Origin of the sequence: Pseudoalteromonas sp. SWXJZ10B (assembly GCF_015864475.1) — a bacterium.
Classification (GTDB): domain Bacteria; phylum Pseudomonadota; class Gammaproteobacteria; order Enterobacterales; family Alteromonadaceae; genus Pseudoalteromonas; species Pseudoalteromonas arctica.
Map to the genome: position 1 here is coordinate 164730 of NZ_JADYXD010000005.1, position 13680 is coordinate 178409.

Sequence of the window (13680 nt, forward strand, 5' to 3'; positions counted from 1 at the left end):
TATAGAAAAAGCATTCTAAACCTTATATTAGCATTATAAGATTTAAAGCTAACACACTAAATTTTAACAATTTTTTATATTTAAAACCTTATCTATTAATTGCTCATAACTAGATAAGCGACTCTTAATAAATTCAGCGATATTCTTTAAACCGTCATCAACAAGTAGCTTAGTAAAAATCATTTGTGATTCTAAATTGGCTGCAATCAAAAATATAAAAGGTTTAATTATGAACAACACAATGAAAAAAGTACTGCCAGCTTTACTACTAGCAACGGCTTTTAATACTACTTCAGTTATTGCAGCTGACGCTAAACAAGACACCATTCAAAATATTTTTGAGAAATGTATGATTGGTGAAAGCATAGAGGCAATTAACCCTGTTAATCAAAAACTACAAAAAACAAACAAAATAGACGCTTCTGAGTCTTTAAAAAGTAATGTTGATAAGCAGACATTACTTTCTTCAATAGATGAAAAAATATCAGCTGAGCTTGACTCTTCAATGAGCAAAATAAACTCGCAAATTGATAAAAATCTTTCAAAGGTAACATCGTCAATAACTGCATATTTCAGCAATGTGTTATCGAACTAAAAAAATCAAATTAAAAGCTATATTAAGGAATGATCATGAAAAAATTCACAAAAAAATTAGTGTCTGCTAGCGTATTACTTAGTTGTAGCCTTTTAGCAAATACAGCACAGGCTCAAAGCTCTGTATGGCAAGTAAGTAATGGCAATGACTCACTATTTATTGGCGGTACAGTTCACATACTACCTAAAGCTGAAATGCCTCTACCCGCTGAGTTTAACCATGCTTATGAACAAGCAGATACAATTATTTTAGAAGCACCGTTACCTGACCCAGCCGACACCAATGCACAAATGCAAATGTTAGGTGCGCTATCGTATACAAATAACGAAACGTTGAGTCAAAAGCTAGAACCCGAGATTAAGGCTTTACTTGAAAATAAGCTTAGCGAGTTTGGCGCTAACCTAGCTAAGTTAGATGGTTTTCGCCCTGCTATGGTTAGTATTGTCTTAATGTCGATGGAGCTTCAAAAGCAAAATTTAATGGGTGAAGGGGTTGATGCTTACTTTACTAAAAAAGCGACTGAAGATAACAAAACAAAAAATTACTTAGAAACAATCGAATTTCAGTTAGAGTTTTTTAAAACAATGGGTCAAGGCAACGAAAACGATTTCATTAAACGTAACTTAGCCGAGCTTCACAACTATGGCGATATGTTTAAAGGACTTTTAGCTGCCTGGCGCAAAGGTGATACAGACACACTGAATAAAGTGGCACTTGAAGATATGCAGCAAAATGATCCGAATAGCTATAAACAAATCATTACAGATAGAAATAATGATTGGTTACCAAAAGTAGAAGCCATGTTTAACAACGACAAAAATGAGTTTGTACTTGTTGGAGTTGCCCACCTTGCAGGACAAGATAGTTTACTCACATTACTTGAAAACAAAGGCTATAGCGTTTCTTTAGTTGATGTTGAAGAGAGCGTTAAAATAACAACTAAAGACGCTGAATAATGGACAAGACAGACAAACAAGCAATGTCGTTATTATTTATATTTGGTTTTTTAATGTTAATTAGTATTATATAAAAAATGCCGCTTATTTGAAGTAAGCGGCATTTTTACATAAGTGGTAAAGCTATCCTTATGGGCGTGGAATAAATCCAACTGCATCATAAACGGCTTTTAATGTAACCTCAGCTCGAGCACTCGCTTTTTCAGCGCCCTTTTTCATGATGTTATTAAGAAGCGATTGATCTTCTCTAATCTCTTTAAAGCGAGCTTGAATAGGTTCAATCATGCTTACAACAGCATCAGCGGTATCTTTCTTCAAATGGCCATACATTTTATCTTCGTATTCTGGCACTAAGTCTTCAATTGAGCGCTTAGTTGCAACGCTTAATAAAGTAAGCAAGTTTGATACACCCGGCTTTTCTTTGCGATCAAAGTAGATACGCGCTTGTTCGTCTGAGTCTGTTACTGCTTTTTTAAGTTTTTTCTCAATCTTTTTAGGCTCGTCTAGCATCATGATAAAACCATTTGGGTTTTCATCTGACTTTGACATCTTTTTAAGTGGATCTTGTAGGCTCATTACGCGAGCACCAAATTCAGGAATATACGGTTCTGGTAGCGTAAAAATATCGCCATATACATTATTAAAGCGCGTAGCAATATCGCGAGTCAGCTCTAAATGCTGCTTTTGATCATCTCCTACAGGTACTTTATCTGCTTGATACAATAAAATATCCGCCGCTTGCAGAGCTGGATAAGCAAATAAACCCACGTTAATATTATTAGCGTGCGTTGCTGACTTATCTTTAAACTGCGTCATACGATTAAGCTCACCCATTTGCGCATAACAGTTTAAAACCCAACCAAGTTGAGCATGCTCAGGCACTTGAGATTGTACAAATAATGCAGATTTTTCCGGATTGATACCACATGCTGTATATAACGCAACTCCATCCAGTACGCGAGCGCGAAGTAATTCAGGGTCTTGGCGTACCGTAATCGCATGCAAATCTGCAAGCATAAAGTAGCTATCACATTCTTCCTGTAGCTTAACCCACTGGTTAATAGCGCCAACATAGTTGCCTATTGTCATACCACCGGTTGGCTGCATGCCACTTAATACTACTGGTTTACTCATGATTTTCCTTTATTTAGCTTAATTAATAATATTTAACGCTGCGTTAGAACAGGTATTATATCTAAGAAGTTATCGCATAGGTACTGCGGATTATAATCTGCAAGGTTTTCACCTTGGTTATAGCCGTAATTAAGTGCAATTACGTCTATGTTAGCGGCTTTAGCTGCAAGTATATCGCTTTTAGAATCACCTATCATTATTGCTTTATTCGGTTCAACATTTAGCTTTTTACAGGCAAATAGCAATGGCTCTGGAGATGGTTTTTTTGCCATATCGTCACCACATACAATCACATCAAAATGGCTCGCTAGTGCTAGTTTATCAAGCAACTTCTCTGTAAACACACGAGACTTATTAGTGACTAATGCTTTGGGCATACCGCGAAGTGCTGCAAGCCCAGTTTCTACATGTTGGTACAACACACTATATTCACCCACATGTTGCTCATAATGTTTATAAAACTGCGTAATAGCTTTGCTGCTGAGTGATTCATCTAAATGTTCACTCACTTGCATATCGCCACTCAAGGCGCGTTTAACTAGCACTTCAACACCATTACCTACCCAGCTTTCAACCAAACGCTGACTTACTATCGGAAATGCTAAGTCAGTTAATGTGAGATTTATGGCTATATATAAATCGTAAACGCTATCAACCAAGGTACCATCTAAATCAAATAAGGCGATATCGTACTTCATTATTTTACACTTCCAAGCTGCTCACGCATTTGATCAATCACAACTTTGTAATCTGGTTGGTTAAAAATAGCAGAACCTGCAACAAACATATCTGCACCCGCTTGAGCTGCTGCTGCAATGTTATCGACTTTAATACCACCATCAACCTCTAAGCGAATATCTCGACCTGATTCAATAATACGCTGTTTTGCTTGGCGTAATTTTTCAAGCGTATGAGGGATAAAACTTTGCCCGCCAAAACCTGGGTTTACCGACATAAGTAAAATGGTATCGAGCTTATCAATAACATGATCTAAATAACTTAGACTTGTTGCAGGGTTAAACACTAAGCCTGCTTTACAGCCGTGATCTTTAATCAGCTGTATTGTACGATCAACGTGCTCGCTAGCTTCTGGATGAAAAGTAATAATTGATGCACCTGCCTCTGCAAACAGTGGAATAAGGCTATCAACAGGCTTAACCATTAAATGCACGTCGATAGGCGCTGTTACGCCGTAATCTCTAAGTGCTTTACACACCATTGGGCCAATTGTTAGATTAGGTACATAGTGATTATCCATTACATCAAAATGAACCACATCTGCACCCGCAGCGAGTACTTTGTCAACATCTTCACCTAACTTTGCAAAGTCAGCAGACAAAATAGAAGGGGCAATTAAATATTTTTGCTCTGGGTTAAACATGATTAACTCCATCAATAAATAGTGTATTGCGTTAATGTAACTTAATTGAAGATGTTACCCAAGTAATATGGCGTAATAGCCCCTATTTCAGGTAACTTTAAGTTTGATATTTAATCAATATTTGCTATGATTAAAAAAGTAACAAATTATTGGATTTCATCATGCGTGCTTTTAAAACTGGGATATTAATTGCGTCGGCATTACTGCTTATCGGGGCGTTTAGCTTTGATTCAAGCTCTGAGCAAGAATTAAGCTCAGTGGGTAATTGTCATAATACACAAGTGGTAAGTGCTCAAAACACATTAACTACAATCACGTGTATTAAAGCTGAAGAAGAGTCATCGTGGTTTTCGTGGTTAACTGGCGATAGCCGTAGCGCTCAGTTTCATTACCTCGATTTGCTAGAACTACTTACTAGTTCTGATGATTCTAAAAATACTCCTTCTTTAAAACCCTTATTTTAAATAATGCTGCAATTTATTAGCGCGTTGCAAAGTGTGCTAGCAGCATTTTTTGGTGTTCAATCTGAAAATAAACGCCAAGCTGATTTTAAACAACACTCTCCTACGTCTATTATTTTAATTGCGATTACACTATTTATTGCTTTTGTTATCGCAATTTATGCAGTGGTTGCTTGGGTGCTAAATACATAGCCATTAACTCGTCTACTTTATTTCTAGAGCCACCTTTGGGGCTGATAGTGCGCTTTACTTGTATTTGATCAAGTGATGCTTGGCTATAAATTTTTCGAGTCCATACAGTATCGTGATTAGATATAAGCACTGGCGTGTTGTTTTCAAACGCCGCCTTCTCAGCCAGATTAGCCAGATTAGCCTGATCATCTAAATTAAACCCGCCCTTAGCGTAAGAGGTAAACGAAGCCGTTTTACTTAATGGTACATAAGGTGGGTCGCAATAAATAACAGCATTGTTAGGTACTAACTTAAAAACGTCATCGTAGTCTAAACAGGTGAAAGTTGCTTTTTGTGCTTTTTCAGCAAAAAAATACATTTCTTTTTCAGGAAAGTAAGGCTTTTTATATTTACCAAAAGGCACATTAAAAATACCTTTTAAATTATACCTACAGAGTCCGTTGTAACCATGGCGGTTCATGTATAAAAACAATATTGAACGTTCATATACATCACGACTTTGATTAAACTGTACACGATATTCGTAATAAGCATCTGCGTGATTATTCAAATCTACAAATAACTTTTTAGCGTCACTAATCAGCTCATCTGGAGAGCTTTTTAGCTCTTTGTATAAGTTAATTAAGTCTGCATTTATATCATTGAGAATATAGTGTTTAAAGTCACTATTTAAAAACACAGAGCCTGCACCAACAAAAGGTTCAACCAACGTATCAGCATGCTTGCTAGCTTGGTTTAATCGCGCATTAATATTTTCAACTAGGCTGTATTTTCCGCCGGCCCATTTAAGGAAGGCTCTACTCTTTTGCTGCATTGGCTCTTTACTTCAATCTGGTGTTGCGCGATTTTACACTAAAGCAGTGTGTTTTACTGATCAACGAGTGCTATTTCTTGCTTTATTTTACTAATTTTTTTATAGAAAGGTTTATTTTTTCTAACCTCAGCAGATAAAGTATCCATTGCTGATTTTGCTTCGTTTATACTTTCAAAACTGCCAAATGTAACAACCCACCATATTTTATTATTTCGCTTTGTTTGGTAAGTATGAGTTTGCTGCTGTAGATTGAATTGAGCAATAAAATTATCGCTAACTTCCTGCTGAGTTACGGCTAATAATTGAATAACACTATTTGTATCTATTTGCTGCATGTACCATATATTATCTTGGCTGATCTGAGTTTGCTCTGCTGTATTTACTTTTAGAGCTTCAGATTTAACGTCACTTACTATACTGCTTTTGTTTTTAGCACTGTCATCAACATCATTGTCTAATACATTAACAGTGTTGCCAGGTTCGGTAAGGCTTTGCATTATGGCAGGCACATCATTAATGTGTACACGCTCTGGCTTAATATCTGGCTCAACTACTTCAAGTTCATTTAAGTTAATTATTGAGTCATTTTTCTTTATAGCCGGCTCACTTACTTGCTCTATAGATATTGCTGTATTTACTACTTGTGTTTCTTCTTGCTGATAATACTGTTGCCACCACTGCGTCATATCCGACTTATAAAGCAGACCAATAATTAAAAGCATAATCAGCAACATCAAAATCAATAAGTGTAATCGCCAAGACACTTTGTCTTTAACAATAATATCGGCTATGTGCTCACTAGGTTGCCAAGCAAGCAATAAGCTTGGATTACCATGAGCCTCAGCTAAAAAAGTACTAAATACAGGGTCTTCATCATAGGGTAAGTCTGTAAAGTACCACTGCAATAACATCTTGCTTTCTCGAAGCGTTAGCGGCTCCAGATAAATTTCAACAGCGTTATTTAAAGCCAGTTTGGACTGTGAAGCTATTATAATATATAGCGTATTTGGGCTGTTTTTAGAAAGTAACTCAAGCTCAATTAACATCTCATCAGATAATTGCCTACCGCCATCAAGTACCCATAAACATGGCCCGCATGGTTGCTGCTGCAGTAATTGGTAATAGTTTTCAGGTAAACTTAAGTTATGATCAATCAGGGGAGAGTTAAAGCTTTGCTCTAATAACTCACTCATTAGCTGAGCATCAGTCATTTGCGCACTTACTTGCACGAAGGCTTTATTAAAGTCGTTGTATTTATCTGTAATGAAGGTTTCGAGCATGTAACTTTTACCTAGCCCAGAAGTGCCAAGTAAAACAATTAAATTTTGCCCGTACTCAAATTGCAGTGCGATTCTATCCACCAAAGCCGCACGGCTTGGTAAAATTTGTGACTGCATTTACTGCTCGATTAAGTCTCTAACTTGATCATCAGATACATTATCAACTAATGCACACTGGCCAAATTGGGTAGGTAGAATAAAGCGGATAGTGCCTTTTTTATTCTTTTTGTCTTTACGCATATGCGTTAAAAACTGCTCGCTAGTCATTTGCTTTGGAATTTCTGTTGGTAAATTATATAGCTCAAGCAGCTTAATAATTCGATCAACTTCATCTGCGCTTAAATCTTGGCGTGTCTTGGCAAGTTTAGCTGCTAATACCATTCCTGTTGCAACAGCTTCGCCGTGTAACCAAACGCCATAACCCATCTGTGCCTCAATTGCATGGGCAAATGTATGGCCTAAGTTTAACAAAGCCCGTAAGCCGTGTTCTTTTTCATCTTGAGCAACTATAAGCGCTTTTATTTCACAACATCTAAAAATGATATGCTGTAAGCATGCTTCATCTAATTGCTGTAAATTAGTCACATTTCGCTCTAAATAGGCAAATAATTCGGTATCGTAAATCAGACCATACTTAATTACCTCAGCCATACCTGCTGCAAACTCTCGTGCAGGTAGAGTGTGTAATGTTTGCGTATCAATAAAAACCGCTTGAGGCTGATAAAATGCCCCTATCATATTTTTACCTAACGGATGATTTACTGCCGTTTTTCCACCTACCGATGAATCAACCTGTGAAAGCACTGTCGTTGGTATTTGAATAAACGGTACGCCGCGCTGATAACAAGCCGCTACAAAACCAGTTAGGTCACCTACAACACCGCCACCTAACGCAATTAAACACGTATCTCGGCCACAGTTATTTTGTAGTAAAAATGCTGATATTTTTTCAAACCATTCAAGTGATTTATATTGCTCACCGTCAGGAATAATAAAAGATAGCGGATTTAGATCAGCTAATGAATCAAGTAACCTTTGCAAATATAAAGGCGCTATTGTGTCATTAGTAATGATGATAGGCCGACAATCACCAATGTGGTGAACCAGGCGGCCATTATCTTGAAGTGCAGATTGCCCAATATAAATAGGATAACTTCGCTCGTCCAAATTAACAGTTAATTTAAGCATGCTTGGCTATTCCTTTATTATTGGTTTTTAAAAATCTAATTTCTCGATGATTTGGTTAGCAACAACTTTAGCGCTTTGCTCATCGGTACGTACAACAAAATCAGCAACTTCTTTGTATAGTGGCTCGCGTTCTTCTGCTAAGCGCTCTAGTACGTTACGAGGTGCTTCTTCAGTTTGCAGTAATGGACGACGCTTGTCGCGTTGCGTGCGTGCAACTTGCTTCTCTATAGGTGTCTCTAGGTATACAACGATACCTCGAGCCGAAAGCTTGTTTCGAACTTCTTTGCTCATTACTGAACCACCACCGGTAGCAAGTACAATACCTTGCATCTCGGTTAAATCGCCAATAACAGACTCTTCTCGAAGTCTAAAGCCTTCTTCACCTTCAAGATCGAATACCCATGCAATATCTGCACCTGTGCGGCGTTCGATTTCTTGATCAGAATCAACAAATTCAAGGTGTAATTGGTCAGCGATGTGACGACCAATCGTGCTTTTGCCAGCCCCCATGGGGCCAACTAGAAATATATTACGTTTCTCAGCCATATCTTTTAGTACAAACAAACTCTAAAATTTGAAATAAAACCCCGCCTAACGACCTGGCCCCAAAATTAAGGAGGGGATTATCTCAGTAATTGCAGGGGTATTTCAAGTCAATTAGGATAAAAAGCCATATAACGAGCAATTAATCTAAATAATCACCCGTTGGTTAACATAAAACCACTGTATTTTAATCAATTTGTATTTTTGGTGTCACGAAAATAAGCAATTCACGCTTTTCATTAAACTCACTTGTGCTTTTAAATAGTCTTCCTACATAAGGAATATCACCTAAAATTGGTACTTTACTTGTAGTATTAATGATTTGCTGCTGGAAAATACCACCGAGTACGACGGTTTGTCCATTCTCAACTAATACTTGTGTTTGGATCTCTTGGGTATCAATAGACACAGCTTCACCTGTACCCGTTTGTACGGTATCACCACGTGTATCTTGAGTAATCACTAAGTCTAGTATTACTTTATTATCCGGGGTTATATGAGGCGTTACTTCTAAACTCAGTACCGCTTTTTTAAAGCTTACGGTAGTAGCACCACTTGAAGCTGACTCAGTGTAAGGAATTTCAGTACCTTGCTCTATTCGCGCTTTTTGCTGGTTTGCTGCAATAATGCGCGGGCTTGCAATAATCTCACCTTTGTTCTCTTTTTCAAGCGCACTTAGCTCTAAATCAATTAACGTACCATTAGCCAGTTTTGCTATGTGTAAGCCAATACTTGCTGCTGGGTTTGATGTAGGTAAATTTACATTTAATCGATCTGAAATACTTGGCGCATTTGAAGTTGATGTCGCGTTATAAATGCCTTCTGCGCCTTCAAGTGAACCTGAAATACCAACACTACTACCTTGGTCACTAAAGCCCCAGCGTACGCCTAAGTCCTCAGTAACGTTATCACGCACAGTTACCATACGAGATTCTATTACAACCTGCTGTACTGGAATATCGAGTGTTTCAATCATGCGGCGGATATTTTCTATACTCTTTACCGTATCTTTTACTAATAAGGTATTTGTACGCTGATCAACCGATACACTACCACGGGCTGTTATAATGCTGTTTCTATCTGTTTTTAATAAATCAGCAAAATTTTCGGCTTTAGCATAGTTTAATCGAATGTATTCACTGTATAGAGGCTCTAAGTCTTCAACTTGCTGTTTAGCTTTTAAATCTTTAGCTTCACGTGCAGCTAGTTCTTCTGCAGGTGCTACCATTAAAATAGAGCCATCCATGCGCTTATCTAGCCCTTTAATACGCAATACTACGTCAAGCGCTTGATCCCACGGTACGCCATCTAAGCGCAGTGTTATATTACCTGTCACTGAATCACTGGTTACTAAGTTAAAATCGTTATAACCCGCAATAATTTGTAGTGCTGCTCGCACAGAGATATCTTGAAAATTTAAGGTCATAGGGCGACCTTGATACTCAACGCCACCATCTAAATAGGCGTTTTGCGTTTCATCTTTTTCTACCGTCAGCGTTAAAATATTATCTATTTGCTGGTACGTAAATGTAAACTGAGCGTTTGGCTCAATAACGACACGACTTAATCCGTCTTCTTTAAAAGTCTCGATATTACTTACAACAGTACCAAAATCTAATACATCTAATTCATAAAGTAGGTCATCTAAAATATCGGTGTGATGAAAGTCAGCGTAAATTTTACCGCCACTTTCATGGACTTCAATTGCAGCTTGAGTGTCTTGTAAAAATACGAGTACTTTCGCTTCGCCCTTTTCACCACGTCTAAAATCAATTGATTGGATACGGTTGATGTAATTTCCACTTACATCACCTGAGTCCATCGCTACATCTTCATTTTCATTTTCAGATTCTGTAAGAGGATTATCAGACACGCGTATTGATACTAAGTTGTTATGAACTTCAGTTTCATAAATTTTTAATCTATCTAAGTTTACCGTTACCTTTAAACCACTGTTAGTTAAAACATTAGTAACACTGCTAATTCCAGCTTGATTAACTTCAACATCATTTAAACCAACCTCTAACTCTGCGGTATCAAAAAACATTTCGATTCGGGCTGGGCTATTAAACACCTGAACTTTTGGCTCAAGCGTTAACTCTTCATCAAAAACAAGCTGTAACTCAGTTTCGCCTTTAAGTAATGGATTATAACGAACATCATAAAGTAACGGCCCTGCAACGGCTGAATTTACAGTGACTAAAGCAACAGCAGCCAGTAATGTTTGTGAAATACGATGAAGCCAAAGTACATCCTTATGCATGCTATTTTTACCTTTTTTATTATTAATTTGCGCCATCTGTTGCCGCCTCTAACATTTCTAATTTAGTCAAGCGCTCTTTCCAACAGCCAGACCCATCAGGGATTAATTCCACTAACTCTATATAGTCGTTACTTACTGTTTTTACTTTGCCATCATAACTACCAAGGTAATTCCCTACCGTTACACGATGCAAAGTAGCGTCAGCTGCTGTTATTAATGCCCATATTTGTCCACTAGAACCAATTGTGCCTTTCATTGCTAAGTTATCTAGCGGGTATTTTTCTAACGGTTCGCGGCGACGCTCTTGATCTGGGTGCAAACAGTTTTTTACTTGCGTTAATTTATTTTGGATTATCTCAGGCTGAGGCGCTACAAACGGGCTACGTAGCTGACCAGCACTGTACTCAAATATTTCAAACTTTGTCAGCTCAGGAATTGATTCAACCTTTGGTGTTGTGCTTGCTTTTACTTGATCAATAAATTCTTTTTGCTCAGACGTATCATCATTACAACCACTCAAAACAAACACCATTACTACAGGTACTACGCGAAGGAGCTTCATTTTTTAACCCCTTCTTCATAGCGATATGTTTTTGCAACAACACTAAATGTTAACTGTTTATCGCCCGATGATAAAATAGAAAAGTCATGTAAGCTTACAATTCGTGGTAACTGAGCTACTTTACCCACAAACTCACCAAATTCATGGTAGGTCCCTATCACTTCTATTTTAATCGGTAATTCAGTATAAAATTCTTTCTCGACTTCTGGTAACCAACCTATTTTTAAAAAAGTCAGACCACTTGTTGTGCCAACATACGACAAATCATCAAGTAAACCAGGGGTTTCGTTAGAGGTAGGTAAACGTTTTAATAATTGTGAAAACTTATCTTCCATTTCAATCATTTGTTGACGGTAGATCTCAAGCTTACTCGCGACTGCGTATTTAGTGCGATAAGTTGTGCGTAACTCGACCTCTTTCGCAACTGCACTGTGGTAACTATCAATTTCATCAGAAACTAATAGGCTATAACTAAAAAACAATACAAGTCCGGCAACAAACGTACAGCAAATTGCTTTAACTGCAATAGGCCAATCGCCAATGTTATCAAGCTCTATTTCATTCCAATCAATTTCACTCAGTGCTTTAAAATCAAGGCTCATCGCTAACCTCACCAATTTTATCAAATGGTTTTACATAAAATTCCATATTAAAATCACTAAGTAAACGCGAAGATTGATCGCCTGCAACAATGCCTTGCATTGAAGGATTCTCTAGTAAATATGAGCTTTGTACTTGGCGCAGCATTGTTGATAAACGGTTATTAGATTCACTACGTCCCAATACATGTATTTGGCTGCCTCTGCGCTCGAGTTTTGTTAAGTAAACCCCACCCGGCACTATTTTGGCAACTTCATCCATTATTTGCGTACCCAAATTACGGCTGCTTTGTAATTCTTCAATGAGCCTCATACGCTGTTGTAAGTTTTCTTTTCTTTTATCTAAACTTCTAATTTCACTTATTTTTTTATCTAGCATGCTAATTTCTGAGCTTAAATAGTTATTCTTTAAGTTTTGACCGTCTTTTAATGCACTATAAAAAGAGCTTAATAAGTACATACTCGCAAAACAAAGTATAACGACACCAATAAGTATAGTTACAAATTTCTTTTTCGATTCTTCGCGCTGCGATTCACGCCAAGGAAGTAGATTTATATGTGGCATGTTGAAAAGCTCCTTAATGCCAACCCTGTCGCAATTGCAAACTGCGTTTTGTGACGCTGCATTACATTACGATCTACTTTTGGAGAAATTTCCATATTTTCAAAAGGCTCAGCAACGACAGAGTGAATACCTAGTTCTTCAATGAGTAATCGGTCAATACCTTTAATCATCGATGTACCACCCGTTAATACAATATAGTCGATTTGCTCTTTGCCACTGGTTGTTAAAAACATTTGCACCGCGCGTCGCACTTGTTGGAGTAACGAAGTTTGAAAAGGGGCTAATACTTCAAAGGTGTAGTTTGGCGGTAAATCACCTGATGTTTTACCAATTTCAGCTTCATCAAATCCTTTATTATAATAAGCAACAATACTATTTGTATATTGGTCGCCACCAAAAACTTGGTCTCGTGTATAAATTGTTTCCCCAGCTTGAACAACGCTCACGAGCATTAAAACCGCACCAATATCAACCACAGCCACACATTTATTAAATGCGTCGCTAGGTAATTGCTGGTAATACACATCCATTGCACGACTTAATGCATAGCTTTCTACATCAACTATTTTAGCTTCTAAATTTGCAGCTTCTAAAGCGCCAACACGCGCTTCTACACTCTCAGTACGAGCAGCTGAAAGCAAAACATTCATTTTACTAGGATCGGCCTCATTCGTCGAAAGCTTCTCAAAGTCGAGGCTCACTTCATCAAGAGGATATGGAATTAAACTATCGGCTTCAATTTCAATTTGCGACTCAAGTTCAGCATCAGTTAACGATACATCCATGAAGATCACTTTTGTAATGACTGTTTGGCCAGAAACAGCCACTGCTGCAGATTTTAACGACTTTGGTAATTTTTTTCTTAATTTTGTAATTACGTTACCAATCGCTTCAATATCTTGAATTGTGCGCTCACTCATTGCGCCTTTTGGCATCGGCTCAATTGCAAGTGCTTCGAGTCGAAATCCAGTTTCAATTTCACGTAAAAGCACAGCCTTAATAGAGTGTGATCCAATATCAATTCCTACCATCATTTGGGACGGTTTTTGAAATAGTTGACTTAGCATGTTTCAACTTGGCCTTTGTTTTAATAATAAACAAGTTATAATTTTTATATGAAAAAATATTATTCATTTTTTAATCAATA

At 37.5% G+C, this 13680-nt stretch carries 16 protein-coding genes; 4 read left to right on the top strand and 12 right to left on the bottom strand.

The genetic code is table 11. The features are described 5' to 3' along the window. Positions 1-229 precede the first annotated feature (229 nt). Positions 230-595, top strand: coding sequence for a hypothetical protein (locus I6F54_RS06845; protein WP_197140474.1), 366 nt, complete (start codon positions 230-232; stop codon positions 593-595). Positions 596-630: 35 nt separating this feature from the next. Then, positions 631-1551 carry a TraB/GumN family protein gene (locus I6F54_RS06850; protein ID WP_197140476.1) on the top strand — a complete coding sequence of 307 codons (921 nt, stop codon included), beginning with the start codon at positions 631-633 and terminating at the stop codon, positions 1549-1551. 129 nt (positions 1552-1680) lie between these two features. Here I6F54_RS06850 and trpS read toward each other — a convergent pair whose 3' ends face one another. Genes trpS through rpe form a run of 3 tightly spaced genes read right to left on the bottom strand, consistent with a single transcriptional unit; the run spans position 1681 to position 4066 of the window. After that, positions 1681-2685, bottom strand: coding sequence for a tryptophan--tRNA ligase (trpS, locus tag I6F54_RS06855; protein ID WP_165740607.1), 1005 nt, complete (start codon positions 2683-2685; stop codon positions 1681-1683). A 32-nt stretch (positions 2686-2717) separates the two neighbouring features. Beyond that, the gene (locus I6F54_RS06860; RefSeq protein WP_197140478.1) at positions 2718-3383 is read right to left on the bottom strand and encodes a phosphoglycolate phosphatase; all 666 of its coding nucleotides are present in this window, start codon (positions 3381-3383) and stop codon (positions 2718-2720) included. Continuing rightward, the gene (gene rpe, locus I6F54_RS06865) at positions 3383-4066 is read right to left on the bottom strand and encodes a ribulose-phosphate 3-epimerase (protein WP_197140480.1); all 684 of its coding nucleotides are present in this window, start codon (positions 4064-4066) and stop codon (positions 3383-3385) included. The genes I6F54_RS06860 and rpe overlap by 1 nt, the downstream gene beginning before the upstream one ends. A gap of 161 nt (positions 4067-4227) precedes the next feature. Here rpe and I6F54_RS06870 point away from each other — a divergent pair, with 161 nt between their 5' ends. After that, on the top strand, positions 4228-4530 hold the full coding sequence (locus I6F54_RS06870) for a hypothetical protein (RefSeq protein ID WP_007586287.1): 303 nt from the start codon (positions 4228-4230) through the stop codon (positions 4528-4530). Positions 4531-4533: 3 nt separating this feature from the next. Further along, positions 4534-4719 (top strand): DUF2970 domain-containing protein, encoded by a 186-nt coding sequence (locus I6F54_RS06875; RefSeq protein WP_165740604.1) that lies wholly within the window; start codon positions 4534-4536, stop codon positions 4717-4719. On the opposite strand, the gene I6F54_RS06880 is transcribed toward I6F54_RS06875, so the two are convergent. The 9 genes from I6F54_RS06880 to I6F54_RS06920 form a co-directional block, all read right to left on the bottom strand. Further along, the gene (locus I6F54_RS06880; RefSeq protein ID WP_165740603.1) at positions 4676-5533 is read right to left on the bottom strand and encodes a Dam family site-specific DNA-(adenine-N6)-methyltransferase; all 858 of its coding nucleotides are present in this window, start codon (positions 5531-5533) and stop codon (positions 4676-4678) included. The genes I6F54_RS06875 and I6F54_RS06880 overlap by 44 nt on opposite strands. Before the next feature lie 53 nt (positions 5534-5586). Then, positions 5587-6930 carry an AAA family ATPase gene (locus tag I6F54_RS06885; protein WP_197140482.1) on the bottom strand — a complete coding sequence of 448 codons (1344 nt, stop codon included), beginning with the start codon at positions 6928-6930 and terminating at the stop codon, positions 5587-5589. Next, complete coding sequence (gene aroB, locus I6F54_RS06890; RefSeq protein WP_010553793.1) at positions 6931-8001, bottom strand: 3-dehydroquinate synthase; 1071 nt, start codon at positions 7999-8001, stop codon at positions 6931-6933. A 27-nt stretch (positions 8002-8028) separates the two neighbouring features. Further along, positions 8029-8547 (bottom strand): shikimate kinase AroK, encoded by a 519-nt coding sequence (gene aroK / locus I6F54_RS06895; RefSeq protein ID WP_004589350.1) that lies wholly within the window; start codon positions 8545-8547, stop codon positions 8029-8031. 184 nt (positions 8548-8731) lie between these two features. Further along, on the bottom strand, positions 8732-10843 hold the full coding sequence (locus tag I6F54_RS06900) for a type IV pilus secretin PilQ (protein ID WP_197140484.1): 2112 nt from the start codon (positions 10841-10843) through the stop codon (positions 8732-8734). Next, entirely contained in the window at positions 10830-11369 is a 540-nt protein-coding gene (locus I6F54_RS06905; RefSeq protein ID WP_007586272.1) for a pilus assembly protein PilP, read from the bottom strand. The genes I6F54_RS06900 and I6F54_RS06905 overlap by 14 nt, the downstream gene beginning before the upstream one ends. Beyond that, positions 11366-11971 carry a type 4a pilus biogenesis protein PilO gene (locus I6F54_RS06910; protein WP_007586270.1) on the bottom strand — a complete coding sequence of 202 codons (606 nt, stop codon included), beginning with the start codon at positions 11969-11971 and terminating at the stop codon, positions 11366-11368. Before I6F54_RS06910 ends, I6F54_RS06905 begins: the two co-directional genes overlap by 4 nt. Continuing rightward, complete coding sequence (locus I6F54_RS06915) at positions 11961-12533, bottom strand: PilN domain-containing protein (protein ID WP_007586268.1); 573 nt, start codon at positions 12531-12533, stop codon at positions 11961-11963. Before I6F54_RS06915 ends, I6F54_RS06910 begins: the two co-directional genes overlap by 11 nt. Then, the gene (locus I6F54_RS06920) at positions 12521-13600 is read right to left on the bottom strand and encodes a pilus assembly protein PilM (protein WP_024589891.1); all 1080 of its coding nucleotides are present in this window, start codon (positions 13598-13600) and stop codon (positions 12521-12523) included. Before I6F54_RS06920 ends, I6F54_RS06915 begins: the two co-directional genes overlap by 13 nt. Positions 13601-13680 lie beyond the last annotated feature (80 nt).